Origin of the sequence: Spiribacter sp. SSL99 (genome assembly GCF_009805925.1) — a bacterium.
In the GTDB taxonomy this organism is placed as follows: Bacteria; Pseudomonadota; Gammaproteobacteria; order Nitrococcales; family Nitrococcaceae; genus Spiribacter; species Spiribacter roseus.
Window position 1 is genome coordinate 70,990 of the sequence record NZ_MAOM01000018.1, and the last position, 19,884, is coordinate 90,873.

The window sequence follows — 19,884 nt, forward strand, 5'->3', positions numbered from 1 at the left end:
GATTTTCCCGCGTCCGATGCGCTATAGTGATGCGTTCATTCTAAAGCGCATTGGATCGGCATGCTCAGCGGAATCGCAAAAAAGGTCCTTGGCACCCGCAACGACCGTCTGGTCAAACGGCTGCGTCGTCAGGTCACCCGCATCAACGCCCTGGAACCGACCATGCAGGCATTGTCGGACGATGCGCTGCAGGGCATGACGGACAGTCTGCGTGAGCGGCTGAATGGCGGCGAGCGCCTGGACAGTCTCCTGCCCGATGCCTTTGCGGTGGTCCGGGAAGCGGCCCAGCGCGTCCTCGGCCTGCGCCATTTCGACGTCCAGCTCATCGGTGGGATCGTCCTGCATCAGGGCCGCATCGCCGAGATGAAGACCGGTGAAGGTAAGACCCTGGTGGCCACCCTCGCGGCCTACCTCAACGCCCTGTCCGGTGAGGGTGTGCACATCATCACCGTCAATGATTATCTCGCGCGGCGTGATGCCGAGTGGATGGGGCGGCTCTACCGCTTCCTCGGCCTGGAGGTGGGCGTCGTCGTGCCCGGCATGGACGGCGAGACCAAGCGCGCCGCCTATCAGGCCGATATCACCTACGGCACGAACAACGAGTTCGGCTTCGACTATCTGCGCGACAACATGGCGCTTCGGGCCGAGGATCAGATGCAGCGCGGCCGGCATTTCGCCATCGTCGACGAGGTCGACTCGATCCTCATCGACGAGGCGCGCACGCCACTCATCATCTCCGGTAAGGCCGAGCAGTCGAGCGACCTGTACGTGAGCATGAACCGGATCGTGCCGGCGCTCGAAGCTCAGGAAGAGGAAGACGGCCCGGGGGATTACTACCTCGACGAGAAGGCCCGTCAGGCCTTTCTGACCGAGTCGGGCCAGGAGCGGGCCGAGGCCCTGCTGCAGGAGGCTGGCCTGCTGAACGAGGGTGAAAGCCTGTACGACGCCCGCAACATCGTCATGGTCCATCACCTCAATGCCGCATTGCGCGCTCAGGTGCTGTTCCAGCGCGATGTCCACTATCTGGTCCGGGATGGTCAGATCGTCATCGTCGACGAGTTCACCGGCCGGGCCATGCCCGGGCGGCGCTGGTCCGAGGGGCTGCACCAGGCCATTGAGGCCAAGGAAGGCGTCGAGATCCAAGCCGAAAACCAGACCCTCGCCTCGATTACGTTCCAGAACTTCTTCCGCCTCTACGACAAGCTCTCCGGGATGACCGGTACGGCCGACACCGAGGCGTACGAGTTTCAGCACATCTATGGCCTGGAGGTGGCGGTCATCCCGACGCATCGGCCAATGGTGCGCAAGGATCATCATGATCTGGTGTTCCTTAACGAGGATGACAAATACCAGGCGATCGTTGACGACATCAAGGACTGCAACGCGGGGGGCCAGCCGGTGCTGGTGGGCACGACCTCCATCGAGAGCTCGGAGCTGATCTCCGGCGCCCTGCGCAAGGCGGACATCGCCCACGAGGTGCTCAACGCCAAGGAAAACGAGCGCGAGGCCGGCATTATTGCCGAGGCCGGTCAGCCGGGCGCCGTGACCATCGCGACCAACATGGCCGGTCGTGGCACTGACATCGTGCTGGGCGGCAATCTGGATGTCGAGCTGGCCGAGCTCGGCGCCGAGGCCGACGAGTCGCAGCGTGAGGCACTGCGGCGTGACTGGCAGGCGCGTCATGACCGGGTCATCGAGGCCGGCGGGCTGCATGTGATCGGCACCGAGCGCCACGAGTCACGGCGCATCGACAACCAGCTGCGGGGTCGCTCCGGTCGTCAGGGCGATCCGGGATCGACGCGCTTTTTCCTGTCACTGGATGACAGCCTGCTGCGGATCTTTGCCTCGGAGAGAGTCTCCGGGATGATGCAGCGCCTGGGTATGCAGGAAGGCGAAGCCATCGAGAGCGGCATGGTCTCGCGGGTGATCGAGAACGCCCAGCGCAAGGTCGAGGCGCACAACTTCGACATGCGCAAGCACCTGCTCGAGTTCGACGATGTGGCCAACGACCAGCGCAGCGTCGTCTATGCTCAGCGCAATGAGCTGCTGGTCTCCGATGATATTTCCGGAACCATCGTTGACATGCAGAACGATGTCCTCTCGGAGCTGCTCGATACCCACATGCCGCCGGGCACCATTGATGATCAGTGGGATATTCCGGCCCTCGAGGAGGCCCTGCAGGGCCAGTTCGGCGTGACGCTGCCGGTGGCGCAGTGGCTGGAGGAAGAGGACGAGCTGGATCGTGAGGGCGTGCTCGAGCGGTTGCAGCAGGCGGTCGTCGAGCGCTATCGCGAAAAGGAAGAAGCGGTGAAGGCCATTGGCGTGAACATGCGCGAGGTCGAGAAAAGCTTTCTCCTGCAGGTCCTCGACAACCAGTGGAAAGAGCATCTGGCCGCCATGGACTTCATGCGCCAGGGCATCGGGCTCCGCGGGATGGCGCAGCGCAATCCCAAGCAGGAGTTCAAGAAAGAAGCCTTCCAGATGTTCCAGGAGATGCTCGACGGCATCAAGCGCGAGACGATCCGCATTCTGTTCAACGTCAACGTGCGCAGCCCCGAAGATGCCGAGGCGGCGGACAGCCAGCGGGAGGCGGAGCGTGCCCGGGCCATGCAGTTCGAGCATGCCCAGGCGAGTGCCCTGCAGGGCGCTGGTACGGCGCCGGCGGCGGCTGCCGATGAGGGCGGGACGGACGCGGATCGTCAGCCCTTCGTGCGTGGTGAGCGCAAGGTCGGTCGCAACGAGGCCTGCCCCTGCGGTTCGGGCAAGAAGTACAAGCACTGTCACGGCCGGCTGTAGCGGGGACATCCACGATGGCCGTTGCCCAGTCCGAGTTACCGCGCCTGCATCCCGTCGCCGGGGTTCAGCTGGGCGTGGCCGAGGCCGGCGTCCGCAAGGCCGGCGCCAATGATCTGGTGGTGATGGCCCTGCAGCCCGGTACCCGGGTGGCCGGGGTCTTCACCCGCAATCTGTTCCGCGCCGCGCCGGTGCGACTCGCTGAAAGCAACCTGCGTGATGACCAGCCGCGTTACCTGCTGATCAATACCGGGAATGCTAATGCCGGCACGGGCCCGGCCGGCGATCAGGCCGCCCGACAGAACTGCGCCGCCCTGGCCGGGCACGCCGGCTGCCGCGCGAGTCAGGTCATTCCGTTTTCCACCGGCGTCATTGGCGAGCCCCTGCCCGCGGCGCGCATCGATGCCGCCCTGCCCGCCGCGCTCGAGGGCCTGCAGCCCGATCATTGGGCGCTGGCCGCCGATGCCATACGCACCACCGACACGCGTCCCAAGGGACGCAGTCAGCGGCTTGCCCTGAGCGGTGGCGAGATCACGCTCACCGGCATTGCCAAGGGATCGGGGATGATCCGGCCGGACATGGCGACCATGCTCGCGTATGTCGCCACGGATGCGCAGATCTCCACCGCGGCGCTGCGCCAGCTTCTGCGCGGGGCGGTGGCGGTCAGCTTCAACCGCATCACCGTTGACGGTGATACATCCACCAACGATGCCTGCATGTTGATGGCTACGGGTGCCAGTGGGGTGGCCCTGGAGGCGGACAGCGACCGCCAGCTGTTTGCCGAGGCCCTGACCGACCTGTGTACCGCACTGGCGCGGGAGATCGTCGCCGACGGCGAGGGAGCGACACGGGATGCGGCGATTCAGGTGACTGGTGCACGGAGTATTGGCGAGGCTGAGCGGGTCGCCTTCAGCGTCGCCGAATCGCCCCTGTTCAAGACCGCACTGTTCGCCGCCGATCCCAACTGGGGCCGGATCCTGGCCGCCGTAGGGCGTGCCGGGGTGGAGGACCTGGACGTCGAACGCGTGCGCATCGCCATCGATGACTGCCCCATCGTCGCCGACGGCGGGTTGAGTCCGGACTACGACGAGGCGCTGGCCGCCCGTCGCATGGCGGCCGACCATGTCCCGGTGGTCATCGATCTGGACCGCGGCGGGCAGGCCGCGACGGTCTGGACCTGTGACTTCTCCTACGACTACGTCCGCATCAATGCCGAGTACCGCAGCTGACCGGACCCGGCTGTCGGTGGCGGTGGGCGTGATCCGCGACCATCGGGGCCGGGTCCTGATCAGCCGGCGCGCCGCCCATCGCCATCAGGGTGAGCGCTGGGAGTTTCCCGGTGGCAAGGTCGATGCCGGCGAGTCGGTGGAGGCGGCGCTGGCCCGTGAACTCGATGAGGAGCTGGGTATCCAGGTGCTGGACACCGAACCCCTCATCGAGATCGCCCATGACTATGCCGATCGTCGGGTGCGGCTGCAGGTCCGCGCGGTGGAGTGGCGCGGCACGCCGACCGGCCGCGAAGGCCAGCCCCTGCGCTGGCTGGCCCCCGAAGCCCTCGAGCCCGCCGAGTTTCCGGTGGCCAACCGACCCATCATCACTGCGCTTCAGTTGCCCCGCCATTACGTGATCAGCCGCGACTGTGACGATCCGGCCGAGTGGTTGATGGCACTCGACCGGACACTGGCGGCGGGTGCCACCATGATCGCATTCCGCGTCCGCCTGGACGCAGCGGCAAGGCGGGCCCTCGCGCGGGAGGCGCTGGCACGCTGCCAGGCCGCGGGCGCGTCGCTGATGATCAACGGGACCGCCGCCGAGGTTCGTGAGATCGGGGCTGCCGGACTGCATATGAATGCCGCTCAGCTGGCCGCGTGCCCATCCCGGCCACTGCCCGCGGACTATCGCGTGGCGGCCTCATGCCACAGCCCCGAGGCGCTCCGGCAGGCCGCGGCATGCGGTGCGGACTTCGCCGTTCTCAGCCCGGTCCAGCCCACCGCGAGTCATCCCGATGCGGCGCCACTTGGCTGGGACACGTTCGCGCAGTGGGTGGCGGACGCGACGCTGCCCGTGTACGCGCTTGGCGGCCTGCAGCCCGGTGATGCGGCGATCGCCCGGGCCCGCGGCGGGCAGGGCGCCGCCGGTATATCGGGGTGGTGGGGTCAGGCGTCGGCGTCTTCGTCGTCACCATCCGGCATGGCGGGCTCGCCCGGGATCTGATGACGCTCGTCAAGCCAGTCGCCCAGATCAATCATCCGGCAGCGACGCGAACAGAACGGCCGATAGGTGGATTCCGCCGTCCAAGCGACTGGTCTGCCGCACTGCGGGCAGGAAACGCTGGGGGGTGTGTCAGATCGCACAGCGCTCAAGGATGAATGAGACATCGTCGTTCACCTGCTGAGGACGTTCGCCCTGCACGGGCTGTTCGAGGAAACGGATGTTGCAGAAATGTCGGCTGCCGCTGACCTCAGGATAGCACTGGATCGAGCGTGGCAGCCGCACCCGAAGCATCTGATAGGGCGTCGCACGGTCCAGACTCGCCTGGAAACTGCCGCTGTCGGCCACCTCGTCCACCGGATCGGCGCTTTCGCGCAGCAGCCGCAGCACCAGCGCCGTGCCCTGGTCCATGAGTCGGAACGCGCCGTGCCACTGCTCGAGCAGGTCCCGACGGTGGGCGCTGTCGCTCTCGAGCCATAGGTGGTAGCCGGGTAGATCGAAGGCGCAGGTCCCGCCCGGTACGCCGGCGCGCTGTTCGATGCTGGTCAGGAATTCATTGTTGCGGACGATGGCGGGGATGCCGGTGGGCGCTTCCCGCAGTTCGGTGGCAACATCCCGGCACTCGGCCAGTACCGGCTCGAGCCGGCGTTCATCCACTTCGGGACGGGCCTGTAGCTTCTCGAGACTGGCGAGGATGCGTTCAAGCTCTTTCTGCAGCTCCGAGCGGACATCACTGCGGGTGAGCAGCGCGGTGATGTCGAGCAGGGCGTCCACGGCGGCACGCGTATGCCAGGGGCTGTCGCCGGAGCGCCCGAACCGCAGGTTCTTGAACAGAAATTCCAGCCGCAGGAAGGTGCGCATCCGCTCGTTGAGCGGATACTCATAGATCATCAAATCGGTGCCGCTGCTGGTGGTGTCCACGCCTGCCCCCTGTTATTCGTGATTGATTGTCACCCAGAAGGCCGGCCTGCACAAAACCACCCGTTCAGACCGCATTGCCCGCCTGCCGGCAATACTGCGCATGCAGGGTGGCCACCCGGGTGTCCAGGGCGGCGGGATCGGCATCGTTGTGAATGACATCATCAGCGATGGCAAGCCGGGCGTCGCGGGACGCCTGACTGGCGAGAATGCGCTCGGCTTCGGCGCGGGATGCGCCGTCGCGCGCCATGAGTCGCTCGCGCTGCTGCGCCGGCGGTGCATCAACCACCAGGACCCGGTCCATGAGATCGGTCCATCCGGCTTCGACCAGCAGCGGCACGACGAGCATGGCATAGGGCGCCTGAACGGCTGCCAGCGCCCGGGCGACGGCCCGGCGGATCCGTGGATGGGTGATTGCCTCAAGGTCGCGCCGGGCGTCGGGATCGGCGAATATCCGTGCCCGCAGGGCGCCCCGATCGAGCTGGCCATCGGTATCGATGACGGCGTCGCCAAAGCGCTCGCGCACCGCGTTCAGCCCGTCGGTGCCGGGTTCGACCACCGCCCGGGCGAGGACATCGGTGTCGATGACGGCGGCACCCTGCGCCTCGAAGCGCCGGCTGACGGCGGTCTTGCCGCTGGCAATCCCCCCGGTCAGTCCAACGACCAGATTCGGGCGGTGGTTCCGGGTGGGCTGTGTCGCTTCCATGGCGACAGTCTAATCCCTCAACGGCGTTGATGGCTGCTTTCAGATAACCGATCCGAGCTGGAAGACCGGCAGGTAGAGCGCCAGCACCAGCCCCCCGACCAGAAGCCCGAGGAAGCTCATGATGAGCGGCTCGAGGGTGCTGCCCAGCGTATCTACGCCCTGACGCACCTCAGCGTCGCGGCGATCGGCAATGCGCTCGAGCACTGCGGGCAGACGTCCGGCGGCCTCACCGGTGGCGATCATCCGCGTGGTGGTGGCGGCAAAGCAGCGTGTGCGCTCGATGGCAAAGGCCAGGGAACGCCCATCCCGCAGGTCTTCACCCATGCGTCGGACCGCCCGCTTGTAAGGCCGGGTGCCGAGGGTATCGGCAACCGTCGGCAGGGCCTCGGCCAATGGAGCGCCGGCCTCCATAAGCAGGGCCAGGGTGCGGGCGAAGCGGACGGTTTCGGCGCCGGCGATGAGGCCGCCGGTGACTGGCATCGCGAGCTTGATCCGGTCGCCGACCTCGCGGACGGCGGGGTAGCGGCGTGTCAGTGCCAGCATCGCCGGTACGGCGCCCAGTGCCGCCAACAGCGCCGGCCAGCCGTTACCGCGCAGCCAGTCCGAGAGCCCGATCACCTGACGGGTAAAGCTCGGCAGCTCGGCGCCGAACCCGTTGAAAAGGGACTCGAACCGCGGCACGACGAACATCAACAGCGCTGTGCTGACCGCCAGTGCCACGAGCAGCACGATGCCGGGGTAGAGCATGGCGTGGCGCAACCGATGACGCAGGGCTTCGGCACGCTCGCGATCACTGGCGATCCGCTCGAGCAGTGTGTCCAGTTGTCCCGACTGCTCGCCGGCGCGGACCAGGCCGCAGATCAGCGGATCGAAATGCCGGGGATGGTCCGCCAGCGCGATCGACAGCGGTGTGCCGGCGGCGATGGCTTCGCGAAGCGCGTCGGCCAGACGTCGCAGCCCGGCATGCTTTTCCTCGCGGGCGATGAGTGTGACCGCGTCGATGAGCGGCACACCGGCGCGGCTCAGTGTGGCCAGCTGGCGCAGCAGGGCATTGATCTGACGGTCATTGGCCTGTGGCGTCTGTGACACGAACAGGCGCTCGAGCCCGGCTGGAACCCGCACGGATCCGCCCAGCGCCAGCCCGCGCGTGCCGAGCCAGCGGCGCAGCTGTTCGACGTCGCCGGCAGGCGTGAAGCCGCCGCGCCGACGACCATCAATATCCCGCCCATGCCATAAAAATGCCCTTACCCTGCCCATCAGCGGGTGACCCGATCGATCTCGCCGGCACTGGTGAGTCCCCGCGCGGCCTTGGCCCAGCCGGCATCCCGAAGGCTCTGTCGGGCGGCGGGCGCCGGCGGTGTCGAAAGCCCGGTGTCGGCATCCGCCTCGAGGAGTCCCTCGCTCAGCGCATCGGTCATGGGCAGGAGTTCGTGAATGCCGATGCGGCCCTTGTAGCCGTGATGGCAGCGCGGGCAGCCGCCGGGCTCGTGGAATCCCGCCGGCGTAGTGGCGGGTCGCCGGCAGTGCGGGCAGAGCTGACGGATCAGCCGCTGGGCACTGATCAGGATGACCGATGCGGCGATACTCCAGCGCGGGATGCCCATGTTGATGAGCCGCGTGATCGCCCCGGCCGCATTATTCGTATGCAGGGTCGAGAGCACGAGATGCCCGGTCTGGGCGGCCTTGATGGCGATTTCGGCGGTCTCGCGGTCGCGGATCTCGCCCACCATGATGACGTCCGGATCCTGGCGCAGGAACGCCCGCAGCAGATGCGGAAAGTCGAGTCCGATGCGGTGGTTGACGCCGATCTGGTTGACGCCGGGGAGTTTGATCTCGACCGGGTCCTCGACGCTGAGGATGTTGCGGGTGCTCTGGTTGAGCTGTTGCAGGGCGCTGTACAGCGTCACCGTTTTCCCCGAGCCGGTGGGCCCGGTGACGAGGATCATGCCATGGGGACGTTCGATGGCGGCCCGGTAGACCGCGAGCTGATCGGGCTCCATACCCAGGCGCTCGAGGTCGAGCGATGTCGCGGTGGCGTCAAGCAGGCGCAGCACGAGCTTTTCGCCAAACAGCGTCGGCACGGTGCTGACGCGGAAATCGACGCCACCGGAATCGGTATCGAGCCGCAGCCGGCCATCCTGGGGCAGGCGTCGCTCGGCGATATCCATGCGCGCCATGACCTTGATGCGGGCGGCGAGTCGGTCGGCCATGTCGCGCGGTGGCCGGGTGGCCTCCTGGAGGATGCCATCGTGGCGAAACCGCACGCGGCAGTGGGTTTCGAAGGGCTCGAGATGGATATCCGATGCCTGTTCGCGGATCGCGCGCCGCAGCAGCTCGTTGATATAGCGGATCACCGGGGTGTCATCCTCGCCATCCGGTGCCGGCGCATCGCGGACAGCTTCGGCGCGGGCGGCCGTGACCAGCTCGTCGGCAGCGCCGCTGACACCGCCGGTAAGGCGCCGGATGCTTGCCGTGAGGTGGTCGTCATCGGCCAGCACCGGCGCCACCGGCAGACCGGCGTGAAATCGCAGCTCGTCCAGCGCCGCGGTATTGGCGGGGTCGGAGACCGCGATCTGCAGGACCCCGTCACGCCAGCGCAGTGGTAGCGCGTGATGGCGCTGGATGAGATCGGGGTCCACCCGGTCGAGCAGCTCGGGGACGGGTTCAAGGCCCTGCTCGGTGACCCGCTCGATACCGAATACCAACGATGCCGCCTCGGCGATGACGGCCGGCGCCAGCGCATCGCTATCCAGCAGCTGCTGGACCAGTGGCCGTCCGGATCGACGCGAGTCGGCGACCAGTCGGTCGGCGGTCTCAGGGGTCAGGGCGGCCCAGTCGACGAGCCGTCGAGCCAGGGCGGGACGCCGATCGGCGGATTCCATGGGGCCTCTCCCGAAGCGTCTGGGAGGGGCATGATCGAAGAACTGCGGACCCGCGGACCGCGGACCGGATCACAGAATAGGGAGTCAGGTGGGGAAAGTGGTCGGAGTAGCAGGATTCGAACCTACGACCTCTGCCTCCCGAAGGCAGCGCTCTACCAAGCTGAGCTATACTCCGACTGTCGATCAGTAGTCGCGGCCGACGGCGAATGCGGCGAGACGACCGAGCGCTTTACGGAACCGGCTTTGCTCGAGCGCGTCAAGCGCTTCGATGGCCTGGTCGGCCTCCCGTTCCGCAAGCCTGCGAGTATAGGTAATCGAGCCGGTGCGCGCAATCGCCGCCACCACGGCGTCGATATCCTCCCGGCCCCCGTTTTCAATCGCATCGCGGACGATGCCACGGTCATCGGCCCCGGCATTCGCCATGCAGTGGATCAGCGGCAGCGTCGGCTTGCCCTCCGCCAGGTCATCGCCAATGTTCTTGCCAATGGTGGCGGCATCGCCGTCGTAGTCGAGGGCGTCATCGGCGAGCTGGAAGGCGATCCCCAGGTGATGGCCGTAGGCGGCGGCCGCCTGCAGTCGGGCGGTGTCGGTGGGGTGGTTGATTTCGACCGCCAGCTGGCAGCCGGCCTCGAACAGCACCGCCGTCTTGCGGTCGATCACCTGCTGGTAGCGCGCCTCGGTCACGTCGGGGTCGTGGACGTGCATGAGCTGCATGACCTCGCCCTCGGCGATGCGGTTGGTGGTCCGCGAGAACAGGGACATCACCGCCATGTCGTCGAGCTCCACCATCATTTCAAAGGCGCGGGTATAGAGGAAATCCCCCACCAGCACACTCGCCTCGTTGCCCCATATCTGATTGGCCGTGTCACGCCCCCGTCGCACCGCGGACTCGTCGACTACGTCGTCGTGCAGCAGGGTCGCGGTGTGGATGAGCTCCAGCGTTGCACCCAGCAGGGCGTGGCGGTGGTCATCAGCGGGGTGGCCGGCGGCACGCGCCATGAGAAGCGCGACCATCGGGCGCAGCCGCTTGCCGCCACCGCCGATGATGTACTGGCCGAGCTGGTTGATCAGGGCGACGTCTGACTGCAGCCGGTCTTGGATGATCCCGTCGACCGCGGACATGTCGTCCGCAACGGGGTTGCGTATGGCGGCGATCTCCATTCGGATGGCATCTCGAGAGAGGGTGGTGGGAGGATGCTAGGAAGGCCCGATGGGGGTGTCAAGCGCGCCGTGCCGGGCGCGTTGACCGCGGGGACGAATCCGACTATCCTCTCACGGTTTTGGAACAACCTTCTGGAGTCGGTCGGATGTACGCGGTAATCAAGTCGGGTGGCAAGCAGTATCGAGTCGCTGAGGGCGATCTCCTGCGGGTCGAGAAGATCAATGCCGAGGCCGGCGAGACCGTCAGTTTCGACGAGGTTCTGCTCGTGGCCGACGGGGACGATGTCAAAGTCGGGACGCCGCGCCTTGAAGGCGGCGCCGTCTCGGCCGAGGTGGTGTCGCAGAGCCGGGCGCGCAAGATCGAGGTGGTCAAGTTCAAGCGCCGTCAGGACTATCAGCGTCATTACGGCCATCGTCAGCACTACACCGAAGTCCGTATCACCGGTATTCAGGCGGGCTAGTCAGCCCCCGGCAACGGAGAGATCAGCAATGGCACATAAAAAGGCAGGCGGCAGTACTCGCAACGGCCGTGATTCGCATTCCAAGCGGCTGGGCGTGAAGCGCTTCGGCGGCCAGGCGGTCAACGCCGGCAGCATCATCGTGCGCCAGCGTGGCACGCACTTCCATGCCGGGCAGAACGTGGGGATCGGTAATGACCACACCCTGTTCGCCAAGGTCGACGGCAATGTCGTGTTCGCGCGCAAGGGCCCGCTGAAACGCCGGGTCGTGAGCATTCAGCCGGCTGGCTGAGCGCGGCCGGCAGTCTGCCCGGATACGGCCCCGCCTCGTGCGGGGCTTTTTGATGGTGACGCCTGGGTAACCCATGAAATTCGTTGACGAAGCGAGCATACGCGTGACGGCCGGCGACGGCGGCAACGGCTGCGTCAGCTTTCGTCGCGAAAAATACGTCCCACGCGGGGGACCGGATGGCGGTGACGGTGGGCATGGCGGCAGCGTCTGGCTTGAGGCCGACTCCGGACTGAATACGCTGGCCGATTTCCGGCACTCGCGCCGGTTTGGCGCCGAACGGGGTCACGACGGCCAGGGGCGGCAGCGAACCGGCCGCTCCGGCGAGGACGTCACCGTCCCGGTCCCCGTCGGCACACTGGTCAAGGACCGGGAAACCGACGAGGTCATCGGCGATCTCACCGGCCATGGCAAACGCCTGTGCGTCGCCGAGGGCGGCCGCGGCGGTCTTGGCAACGTCCACTTCAAGAGCGCGACCAACCGCGCGCCGCGGCGGGCGATCCCTGGCACCGAGGGCGAGCGGCGGGAGCTGGCCCTTGAGCTGCAGCTGCTCGCGGATGTGGGCCTGCTGGGCCTGCCCAATGCCGGCAAGTCGACCCTGCTGCGGGCCATTTCCGCAGCCCGCCCGCGGGTGGCCGACTACCCGTTCACCACCCTGCACCCCGGTCTCGGCGTGGTCCGCATTGGACCGGGCAGCAGCTTTACCGTGGCGGATATCCCCGGTCTCATCGAGGGCGCAGCCCAGGGGGCGGGGCTGGGCACGCGGTTTCTGCGCCATCTCGCCCGAACCCGGCTGTTGCTGCATCTGGTGGATATCGCCGGTATCTACGAGGGCCGCGATCTGGCCGCGGATGTGCGCACTGTCGCCGACGAGCTGACCGCCTACGGACAGGACCTGGCCGAGCGTCCCCGCTGGCTGGTGGTCAACAAGGCCGACCTGTTCCCCGAGGAGGATCGCCCGGGTGTGGTGGCCTCGCTGCGCGAGTCGCTGGGCTGGGATGGCCCGCTGTATCTGATCTCCGCGGAAACCGGCTGGGGGACGGATGCCCTGTGCCAGGCGGTGATGCAGTCCCTGCAGGACGATGATGAGCCGGCCTGACCCGCAGCGCCGCCGTCGGTGGGTGATCAAGGTGGGCAGCGCGCTGGTCACCGACAACGGTCGTGGCCTGGATCATCACCGGATCCAGGACTGGGTCCGCCAGATTGTCGAGGCGCGTGCCCAAGGGATCGAGGTGGTGCTGGTCTCATCGGGCTCGATCGCCGAGGGTGTCCGGCGGCTCGGCTGGGATCAGCGCCCCGCCGCGCTGCACCAGCTGCAGGCAGCGGCGTCGGTGGGCCAGATGGGGCTGGTCCAGGCCTATGAAGGCGGGTTTCAGCGCTTTGACGTGCGCACCGCCCAGGTCCTGCTGACCCACGAAGACCTCGCCGATCGCAAGCGCTATCTCAACGCCCGGGTGACGCTGCGCGCGCTGCTTGAGCTCGGTGTGGTGCCCGTGGTCAATGAGAACGACACCATCGCCACCGACGAGATCCGCTTTGGCGACAACGACACCCTCGCGGCCTTGGTGAGTAACCTGGTCGAGGCGGACGAGCTGGTGATCCTGACCGATCAGGCCGGACTGTTCGATGCCGACCCCCGTGCGAATGCCGACGCCCGGCTGATCGATCGGGCGGCGGCGGAGGATGAATCCCTCGAGCGCCTGTGCTCCGACGCCCCCGGGGTGCTTGGCAGTGGTGGCATGCGCACCAAGGTGGTCGCGGCCCGGCGGGCGGCGCGCGCCGGTGCGCTGACGCGGATTGCGTCCGGGCGTGCCGCGGATGTGCTGACGCGCATCGCCGCGGGCGAATCGGTGGGTACACGCCTGGAACCGTCCCGCGAACCGCTTGTGGCCCGTAAGCAGTGGATTGCCGGGCAGCTTCAGGTCCGTGGGCGGTTATGGTTGGATGCCGGCGCGGCCGCGGTGCTGCGTGGGCATGGCCGCAGCCTGCTGGCGGTGGGCGTCACGGCCGTGGAGGGGCGTTTTCGCCGCGGCGAGATGGTGGCCTGTCTGGACCCGGCGGGTCAGGAAGTCGCCCGTGGTCTGGTCAACTACGACGCACCGGCGGCCCGGCGGATCGCGGGTCAGCCGAGCAACGCGATTGAATCGATTCTGGGCTATCTGGCCGAGTCGGAACTCATTCACCGGGACAATCTGGTGCTGACCGACCCGGTGCGTCTGCCGGAATGACTAGCCGAGCTGCTTGATCTGCTGGGCCAGCCGGCTTTTGTGACGGGCGGCCTTGTTCTTGTGGATGACGCCCCGGGTGGCCATGCGGTCGAGCACCGGCACCGCAGCGGCGTAGGCGGCCTCGGCAGCGGCCTTGTCGCCCTTGGCAACGGCGCTGGTCACCTGCTTGAGCTTGCTGCGCATCATCGACCGGCGGGCCTGATTATGACGGCGCTGCTGTTCGGCCTGACGGGCCCGTTTGCGGGCGGAGGCGATATTGGCCAACGTGCTACTCCTGTTGAGTCTTTAGCGTGAGAAAAGAGCGGTAATATGCGAAGGCAGCGCCCGAATGTCAACTCATAAAGCGATCAGGCCGGCAGCCAGGCTCTGGCAGTCGGTGATGACGTTCGGCAGCTGGACGCTGGTGTCGCGGGTCATGGGGCTGGCGCGGGACATTGTCCTGGGCGTCATTTTCGGGCCCTCCGCGGCGACGGACGCCTTTTTCGTGGCATTCAAGATCCCCAATTTCCTGCGCCGGCTCTTCGCCGAAGGCGCCTTCCAGCAGGCCTTCGTCCCGGTGCTGGCCGACGCCCGCCAGCACGGCGGGGATGCCGCGGTGCGCCAGCTGCTCGGGCGTGTCAGCGGCTGTCTGGCGGTGATCCTGCTGGTCATGACGGGGCTCGCCATGCTGGGCTCGCCGGTGCTTGTGCGGGTGTTCGCACCGGGGTTTGTCGATCAGCCCGACCAGCTCGCTCTGACTGCCGAAATGCTTCGGCTCACGTTTCCGTACCTGCTGTTGATCGCCTTGACCGCCGCCGCTGCAGCGGTGCTCAATACCTACCAGTCCTTCGGTCCGCCGGCATTCGCGCCGGTGCTGCTCAATCTGTGCCTGATCGCGGCGGCCATTGGTGTGGCGCCACGCCTTGAGGTCGGGGTCATGGCCCTGGCCCTGGCGGTGCCGGTGGCCGGCGCCCTGCAGCTCGCGGTGCAGCTGCCTTTCCTGTGGCGACGCGGCGTACTGGCCGCACCCTGGCCACGCTGGTCCGACCCGGGGGTGCGGCGGATCCTGCGCCTGATGGGGCCGACGCTTTTCAGTACGTCGGTCCAGCAGATCAACCTGCTGCTCGATACCATCCTGGCGTCATTCCTGATCGTGGGCTCGATCAGCTGGCTCTACTGGTCGGACCGGCTCATGGAGTTTCCGTTGGGGGTATTCGGGATTGCGCTGGGCACGGTCATTCTGCCGCGGCTGTCGGCCCAGCATGCCGAAGCCAGTCCCGAGCGCTTCAATGCCACGCTGGACTGGGCGCTACGGCTGGCGTTGGTGATCATTGCGCCGGCCACCCTGGGTCTGATCGCGTTGGCCTCGCCGCTGCTGGCCACCCTGTTCGGTTATGGCGAGTTCGGCGCCGCTGACGTCGAGGCCGCTCACTGGAGTCTGATGGCCTATGGCATCGGGCTTTTCGGCTTCGTACTGGTCAAGGTCCTGGTGCCCGGCTACTTCTCGCGTCAGGATACCCGCGGACCGGTCCGCTGCGCGGTCATCGCGATGGGCGTCAACATGGTCCTCAGCCTCTCGCTGGTGGCACTGCTGATCGGTACGGGGATCGCCCATGCCGGTCTGGCCCTGGCCACGGGCCTCGCGGCCTGGGTGAACGCCGCCCTGCTGCTGCGGGGCCTGCGCCGGCAAGGCATTTATCAACCCTTACCCGGCTGGGGGCGGTTGTTCCGGCGAGTCCTGGCGGCCCTGCTGGCGATGGCGTTCAGCCTGCAGGCCGCGGCCGGGGAGCCCGCCCTGTGGCTGGCCCTGGACGCCCCGTTGCGGATCGCCTGGCTGGCCGGCGTGATCGTGCTTGGCGCCGGGGTCTATGGACTGGTGCTGTGGCTGCTCGGCGTGCGGCCGGGCGAGTTCCGCGAGCCACCGGCGTGAACATGGCTGGATGGCCACCGGCTCCCGTATACTACGAATTGATCATGATCGGGTTGGATACAGAGCATGGAACTCATCCGCGGCGCGCATAACCTCGAGCAGCGGCACCGGCCGTGTGTGGCCACCATCGGTACCTTCGACGGCATCCATCGCGGCCATCAGGCGGTGATCGAGGCCCTGCATGCGGCCGGCCGCCGGCTTCAGCGGCCGGCGACCGTCATCCTGTTCGAGCCCCAGCCGCGCGAATTCTTCACGCCCGACCGGGCACCGGGGCGCATCACCCGCCTGCGTGACAAGCTGCGCATCCTCGAATCGCTGGGCGTGGAGCGCACCCTGTGCCTGCGCTTTGACCGTCGCCTTGCCCGGGAGCCGGCGGAGGATTTCATGCGCCGACTGCTGATCGACGCCCTGGACGTGCGGTTTCTCATGGTGGGTGATGACTTCCGCTTCGGTCATCGACGCCGGGGCGACTTCAGCATGCTCCGCTCGGCGGCGCAGGCCTTCGGCTTTGAGCTTGAGCGCATGCCCACAGTCCATGATGGCGATTCGCGGGTCAGCAGTACCCGCGTTCGTGAAGCCCTCGAGGCGGGTGATCTGGCCACGGCCGAACGTCTGCTCGGCCACCGCCTGCGCATCACCGGGCGGGTCGCCCACGGCGAGGCGCTGGGTCGGGAGCTGGGCTGGCCGACGGCCAATATCCGCTTCGGGCCGCATCCGCCGCCGATGCGCGGCATTTTCAATGTCCGGGTTCATGGCCTGGGCGAACCGCGCCCCGGGGTCGCGAGCCTGGGCACGCGCCCGACCGTCAACGGTGTGGAGACGCTGCTCGAGACGTATCTGCTGGACTTCTCCGGCGATCTCTACGGTCGCCCCATTGAGGTGGAGTTCCTGACCCGGCAACGCGGTGAAGAACGCTTCGATGGCCTCGACGCCCTGAAAGAACAGATTGCCGCGGATGTCGCCGCGGCCCGGACGTGGTTCGTGGACCACGGTTATCTCACAGCCAACAGCGCAGGATGAATCCGTGAGCGATTACAAGGACACCCTCAACCTTCCGAGGACCGCATTCCCGATGCGCGCCGGCCTGGCCAAGAGCGAGCCCCGGCGCCTGGCGCGCTGGCGCGAGGAGGGCGTCTACGAGCGTCTGCGCGAGGCGCGCCGCGGGCGGACCCGTTATGTACTGCATGACGGGCCACCCTACGCCAATGGCAGCATTCATATCGGCCATGCCGTCAACAAGATCCTCAAGGATGTGATCGTCAAAAGCCGCAGTCTGGATGGCTTCGATTCGGTCTATGTGCCGGGCTGGGACTGCCATGGCCTGCCCATCGAGCATAAGGTCGAGCAGACCATCGGCAAGGCCGGCGAAGCGGTCAGCGAGCGCGCTTTCCGCGATGCCTGCCGCGAGTTCGCCACCGAGCAGGTCGCCGGGCAGAGCGAGGATTTCCAGCGCCTGGGCGTGCTCGGCGACTGGCAGAACCCGTATCTGACCATGGCCCCCCGGACCGAGGCGAACATCCTGCGGGCGCTGGGCGAGATCGTGCGGAATGGCCATCTCAAGCGCGGCTTCAAGCCCGTGCACTGGTGCATGGACTGCGGCTCGGCGCTGGCCGAGGCCGAAGTCGAGTACGAGGCCCATACCTCGCCCGCCGTCGATGTGCGGTTCCGCGCGCTGGATGGCGAGGGGCTTGCGCGGCGCTGTGGGGCCAGTGTCGACGTGGGCGACGCGCCGGTCTCAGTCATGATCTGGACCACCACACCGTGGACGATCCCGGCCAATCAGGCGGTGGCGCTGCACCCGCAGTTCGACTACGTGCTGGTGTCCGTCGAGCATGGCCGCGAGTACATGCTGCTGGCCGAGGCCCTGCACGAGACCGCGCTGGCCCGTTATGGCATCGAGCATTTCGGTATCGTCGGACGCTGCCGGGGCGAGCATCTCGAGGAACTCACCCTTGTGCATCCATTCCTGGACCGCCATGTGCCGCTGATCATGGGCGAGCACGTCACCACCGAGGCCGGCACCGGAGCGGTTCATACGGCGCCCGACCACGGTGCCGACGATTTCGAGGTGGGTCAGGCCTACCACCTGCCGCTGGAAAACCCCATCGACGACGCCGGACGCTTCCGCGGCGGCGAGTTCGCCGGGCAGTTCGTTTTTGATGCCAACCGCGGCATCGTCGAGCGCCTCGAGGTGTCGGGGGCCCTTGCCCATCACGAGCCCTATGCCCACAGCTATCCGCACTGCTGGCGGCACAAGACACCGATCCTGTTCCGCGCGACCCCGCAGTGGTTTCTCAACCTCGAGGCATCGCAGGTCCGTGCCCGTACCCTCGACGCACTGCCGCAGGTGAACTGGCATCCCGCCTGGGGCGAGGAGCGCATGGCCGCCATGATCGCCAACCGGCCCGAGTGGTGCATCTCGCGACAGCGTAACTGGGGAGTGCCGATCGCGCTTTTCATCGACCGCGAGACGGGTGAACCGCATCCGCAGACTGATCGCCTGATCGAGGCAGTGGCGCAGCGCATGGAACAGGACGGGATCGATGCCTGGTTCGAGCTCGAGGCCCGGGAGCTGCTCGGTGACGAGGCCGAGCGCTACGAAAAGGTCACCGATATCCTCGACGTCTGGTTCGACTCCGGGACCACGCACGCCACGGTGCTGCGCGGGCGGGATGACCTGCAGTGGCCGGCCGACCTCTATCTGGAGGGCAGCGACCAGTACCGCGGCTGGTTCCAGTCGTCACTGCTCACCGGCATGATGATCGACGGCAGGCCGCCGTATAAGACCGTGCTCACCCACGGCTTCACGGTGGATGAGCAGGGCCGGAAGATGTCCAAGTCAAAGGGCAACGTCGTCGCGCCCCAGTCGGTCATGAACGCCCTGGGGGCGGATATCCTGCGACTCTGGGTGGCCTCGTCGGATTACACCGGCGAGATCGCGGTGTCCGACGATATCCTCAAACGCACCGCCGATGCCTATCGCCGGCTGCGCAACACGGCGCGTTTCCTGCTGGCCAATCTGGACGGCTTCGAACCGTCGGCCAATGCCCTCGCGCCCGGGCAGATGCTGGCCCTTGACCGCTGGGTGGTCGACCGCGCCCTGCAGCTGCAGGAGGCCATCATCGATGATGCCCAGCGCTTCGACTTCCATCAGCTCTACCAGCGTGTTCACCATTTCTGCGTGCTTGATCTGGGCGGTTTCTACCTGGATGTCATCAAGGATCGCCAGTACACCACCGGGGCGGACAGTCTCCCGCGGCGTTCCGCGCAGACGGCCATGTGGCATATCGCCGAGGCACTGGTCCGCTGGCTGATGCCGGTGCTGTCCTTCACCGCCGACGAAATCTGGGAGCATCTGCCCGGCGAGCATGCCGGGACGGTCCTGGAGGCCGAGTGGTACGGGGGGCTGACGCCGCTCGACGACGGGCTGATGAACCGGGCTTTCTGGGAGGATGTCCTGACGCTGCGCGACGCGGTGGCCAAACGGATCGAGGCCATGCGCAACGACCAGCAGCTGGGCGCGACACTTGAAGCCGAGGTTGATCTGTACTGCCCTGAGCCGCTGGCGGCGCGCTGGCAGGCCCTGGGTGATGAGCTGCGCTTTGTCCTGATCACCTCCGCGGCGCGGGTGCATCCGCTATCCGAGGCGGATGACCAGGCCCGGGCCGCGCATCTGGGCGACGGGACGCGGTTTCTGTTCAGCGTCCAGGCAAGCGGGCATGACAAGTGCGAGCGTTGCTGGCACCGGCGCGCCGATGTGGGAGAGGATCGGGACTATCCGGCAATCTGCTCGCGCTGTGTCAGCAATATCGCCGGCGACGGTGAGACACGCCGGTTCGTCTGATGCGCAGCGGACTGCGATTCGGGTTACTGCTCGGTCTGACGGTGCTGGTCGTCGACCAGGCCAGTAAGTGGCTGGCCTTCAACAGCCTGTCGCCCTACACGCCCGAAGCGCTGCTGCCCCTGGTCAATCTGACCCTCGCCTTCAATACCGGTGCGGCGTTCAGCTTTCTGGCCGATGCCGCAGGCTGGCAGCGCTGGCTGTTGATCGGGGTGGCGGTGGCCGTCAGCCTGTATCTGCTGCACTGGCTGCGCAGCCTGGCGGGCGGGCGACGCCTTGAGGCCGCGGGGCTGGGACTGATACTGGGCGGCGCCGTGGGAAACCTCATCGACCGCGTCCGGCTGGGCGCGGTCATCGATTTTATCGACGTTCATTACGGTGGCTGGCACTGGCCGGCTTTTAACGTGGCCGACGCGGCGATTACGGTGGGCGTCGTGATGATCCTTCTCACGGCCTGGCTGGACTGGCGACGCGCTCGCTGAGTCGCC

General features: G+C 67.1%; 18 protein-coding genes and 1 tRNA gene. 11 read left to right on the forward strand and 8 right to left on the reverse strand.

Translation table 11 applies throughout. The features are described from left to right. The first annotated feature begins 60 nt into the window (after positions 1 to 60). Genes secA through BA899_RS06960 form a run of 3 tightly spaced genes read left to right on the forward strand, consistent with a single transcriptional unit; the run spans position 61 to position 5,007 of the window. Entirely contained in the window at positions 61 to 2,796 is a 2,736-nt protein-coding gene (gene secA / locus BA899_RS06950; protein ID WP_159300161.1) for a preprotein translocase subunit SecA, read from the forward strand. Between the two features lie 14 nt (positions 2,797 to 2,810). After that, positions 2,811 to 4,022: a bifunctional glutamate N-acetyltransferase/amino-acid acetyltransferase ArgJ gene (gene argJ / locus BA899_RS06955; protein ID WP_159300162.1), complete on the forward strand. Its 1,212-nt coding sequence runs from the start codon at positions 2,811 to 2,813 to the stop codon at positions 4,020 to 4,022. Next, on the forward strand, positions 4,003 to 5,007 hold the full coding sequence (locus tag BA899_RS06960) for a Nudix family hydrolase (protein WP_159300163.1): 1,005 nt from the start codon (positions 4,003 to 4,005) through the stop codon (positions 5,005 to 5,007). Before argJ ends, BA899_RS06960 begins: the two co-directional genes overlap by 20 nt. Here BA899_RS06960 and yacG read toward each other — a convergent pair. The 7 genes from yacG to BA899_RS06995 all read right to left on the reverse strand — a co-directional run bounded on the left by yacG (position 4,950) and on the right by BA899_RS06995 (position 10,671). After that, positions 4,950 to 5,171 carry a DNA gyrase inhibitor YacG gene (gene yacG, locus BA899_RS06965; RefSeq protein WP_148122764.1) on the reverse strand — a complete coding sequence of 74 codons (222 nt, stop codon included), beginning with the start codon at positions 5,169 to 5,171 and terminating at the stop codon, positions 4,950 to 4,952. The genes BA899_RS06960 and yacG overlap by 58 nt on opposite strands. Beyond that, the gene (gene zapD, locus BA899_RS06970; protein WP_235013319.1) at positions 5,137 to 5,925 is read right to left on the reverse strand and encodes a cell division protein ZapD; all 789 of its coding nucleotides are present in this window, start codon (positions 5,923 to 5,925) and stop codon (positions 5,137 to 5,139) included. The genes yacG and zapD overlap by 35 nt, the downstream gene beginning before the upstream one ends. A 64-nt stretch (positions 5,926 to 5,989) precedes the next feature. Beyond that, the gene (gene coaE / locus BA899_RS06975) at positions 5,990 to 6,628 is read right to left on the reverse strand and encodes a dephospho-CoA kinase (RefSeq protein WP_159300164.1); all 639 of its coding nucleotides are present in this window, start codon (positions 6,626 to 6,628) and stop codon (positions 5,990 to 5,992) included. A 39-nt stretch (positions 6,629 to 6,667) separates the two neighbouring features. Further along, positions 6,668 to 7,885 (reverse strand): type II secretion system F family protein, encoded by a 1,218-nt coding sequence (locus tag BA899_RS06980; RefSeq protein ID WP_159300165.1) that lies wholly within the window; start codon positions 7,883 to 7,885, stop codon positions 6,668 to 6,670. After that, entirely contained in the window at positions 7,885 to 9,510 is a 1,626-nt protein-coding gene (locus BA899_RS06985; protein WP_159300166.1) for a GspE/PulE family protein, read from the reverse strand. Before BA899_RS06985 ends, BA899_RS06980 begins: the two co-directional genes overlap by 1 nt. A gap of 98 nt (positions 9,511 to 9,608) precedes the next feature. Next, positions 9,609 to 9,685: transfer RNA gene (locus BA899_RS06990), tRNA-Pro, on the reverse strand. An 8-nt stretch (positions 9,686 to 9,693) separates the two neighbouring features. After that, complete coding sequence (locus BA899_RS06995) at positions 9,694 to 10,671, reverse strand: polyprenyl synthetase family protein (RefSeq protein WP_159300167.1); 978 nt, start codon at positions 10,669 to 10,671, stop codon at positions 9,694 to 9,696. Positions 10,672 to 10,817: 146 nt separating this feature from the next. Between BA899_RS06995 and rplU the strand changes: the two genes are divergently transcribed. The 4 genes from rplU to proB all read left to right on the forward strand — a co-directional run bounded on the left by rplU (position 10,818) and on the right by proB (position 13,646). Then, positions 10,818 to 11,132, forward strand: coding sequence for a 50S ribosomal protein L21 (rplU, locus tag BA899_RS07000; RefSeq protein WP_144348056.1), 315 nt, complete (start codon positions 10,818 to 10,820; stop codon positions 11,130 to 11,132). A gap of 28 nt (positions 11,133 to 11,160) precedes the next feature. Further along, positions 11,161 to 11,421, forward strand: coding sequence for a 50S ribosomal protein L27 (rpmA, locus tag BA899_RS07005; RefSeq protein WP_110882965.1), 261 nt, complete (start codon positions 11,161 to 11,163; stop codon positions 11,419 to 11,421). 73 nt (positions 11,422 to 11,494) lie between these two features. Further along, positions 11,495 to 12,517 (forward strand): Obg family GTPase CgtA, encoded by a 1,023-nt coding sequence (cgtA, locus tag BA899_RS07010; RefSeq protein WP_159300168.1) that lies wholly within the window; start codon positions 11,495 to 11,497, stop codon positions 12,515 to 12,517. Then, positions 12,501 to 13,646 (forward strand): glutamate 5-kinase, encoded by a 1,146-nt coding sequence (proB, locus tag BA899_RS07015; RefSeq protein ID WP_159300169.1) that lies wholly within the window; start codon positions 12,501 to 12,503, stop codon positions 13,644 to 13,646. The genes cgtA and proB overlap by 17 nt, the downstream gene beginning before the upstream one ends. Here the strand turns inward: proB and rpsT are convergent, their stop codons facing one another. Beyond that, positions 13,647 to 13,910 carry a 30S ribosomal protein S20 gene (gene rpsT, locus BA899_RS07020; protein ID WP_110882968.1) on the reverse strand — a complete coding sequence of 88 codons (264 nt, stop codon included), beginning with the start codon at positions 13,908 to 13,910 and terminating at the stop codon, positions 13,647 to 13,649. Positions 13,911 to 13,974: 64 nt separating this feature from the next. Here rpsT and murJ point away from each other — a divergent pair, with 64 nt between their 5' ends. The 4 genes from murJ to lspA all read left to right on the forward strand — a co-directional run bounded on the left by murJ (position 13,975) and on the right by lspA (position 19,878). Then, positions 13,975 to 15,555, forward strand: a complete 1,581-nt coding sequence (gene murJ, locus BA899_RS07025) for a murein biosynthesis integral membrane protein MurJ (protein ID WP_159300170.1) — start codon at positions 13,975 to 13,977, stop codon at positions 15,553 to 15,555. 66 nt (positions 15,556 to 15,621) lie between these two features. Continuing rightward, positions 15,622 to 16,575 (forward strand): bifunctional riboflavin kinase/FAD synthetase, encoded by a 954-nt coding sequence (gene ribF, locus BA899_RS07030; RefSeq protein ID WP_110882970.1) that lies wholly within the window; start codon positions 15,622 to 15,624, stop codon positions 16,573 to 16,575. Between the two features lie 4 nt (positions 16,576 to 16,579). Continuing rightward, positions 16,580 to 19,399, forward strand: a complete 2,820-nt coding sequence (gene ileS, locus BA899_RS07035; RefSeq protein WP_200833075.1) for an isoleucine--tRNA ligase — start codon at positions 16,580 to 16,582, stop codon at positions 19,397 to 19,399. After that, the gene (gene lspA, locus BA899_RS07040; RefSeq protein ID WP_110882972.1) at positions 19,399 to 19,878 is read left to right on the forward strand and encodes a signal peptidase II; all 480 of its coding nucleotides are present in this window, start codon (positions 19,399 to 19,401) and stop codon (positions 19,876 to 19,878) included. Before ileS ends, lspA begins: the two co-directional genes overlap by 1 nt. Positions 19,879 to 19,884 lie beyond the last annotated feature (6 nt).

Coding starts and splice junctions, on each gene's coding strand:
- proB (WP_159300169.1), top strand. CDS start 12,501: ATGATGAGCCGGCCTGACCCGCAGCGCCGCCGTCGGTGGGTGATCAAG.
- BA899_RS06985 (WP_159300166.1), bottom strand. CDS start 9,510: ATGGAATCCGCCGATCGGCGTCCCGCCCTGGCTCGACGGCTCGTCGAC.
- lspA (WP_110882972.1), top strand. CDS start 19,399: ATGCGCAGCGGACTGCGATTCGGGTTACTGCTCGGTCTGACGGTGCTG.
- murJ (WP_159300170.1), top strand. CDS start 13,975: ATGTCAACTCATAAAGCGATCAGGCCGGCAGCCAGGCTCTGGCAGTCG.
- cgtA (WP_159300168.1), top strand. CDS start 11,495: ATGAAATTCGTTGACGAAGCGAGCATACGCGTGACGGCCGGCGACGGC.
- BA899_RS06995 (WP_159300167.1), bottom strand. CDS start 10,671: ATGGAGATCGCCGCCATACGCAACCCCGTTGCGGACGACATGTCCGCG.
- yacG (WP_148122764.1), bottom strand. CDS start 5,171: ATGTCTCATTCATCCTTGAGCGCTGTGCGATCTGACACACCCCCCAGC.
- BA899_RS06960 (WP_159300163.1), top strand. CDS start 4,003: ATGCCGAGTACCGCAGCTGACCGGACCCGGCTGTCGGTGGCGGTGGGC.
- rpmA (WP_110882965.1), top strand. CDS start 11,161: ATGGCACATAAAAAGGCAGGCGGCAGTACTCGCAACGGCCGTGATTCG.
- rplU (WP_144348056.1), top strand. CDS start 10,818: ATGTACGCGGTAATCAAGTCGGGTGGCAAGCAGTATCGAGTCGCTGAG.
- secA (WP_159300161.1), top strand. CDS start 61: ATGCTCAGCGGAATCGCAAAAAAGGTCCTTGGCACCCGCAACGACCGT.
- ribF (WP_110882970.1), top strand. CDS start 15,622: ATGGAACTCATCCGCGGCGCGCATAACCTCGAGCAGCGGCACCGGCCG.
- coaE (WP_159300164.1), bottom strand. CDS start 6,628: ATGGAAGCGACACAGCCCACCCGGAACCACCGCCCGAATCTGGTCGTT.
- BA899_RS06980 (WP_159300165.1), bottom strand. CDS start 7,885: ATGGGCAGGGTAAGGGCATTTTTATGGCATGGGCGGGATATTGATGGT.
- argJ (WP_159300162.1), top strand. CDS start 2,811: ATGGCCGTTGCCCAGTCCGAGTTACCGCGCCTGCATCCCGTCGCCGGG.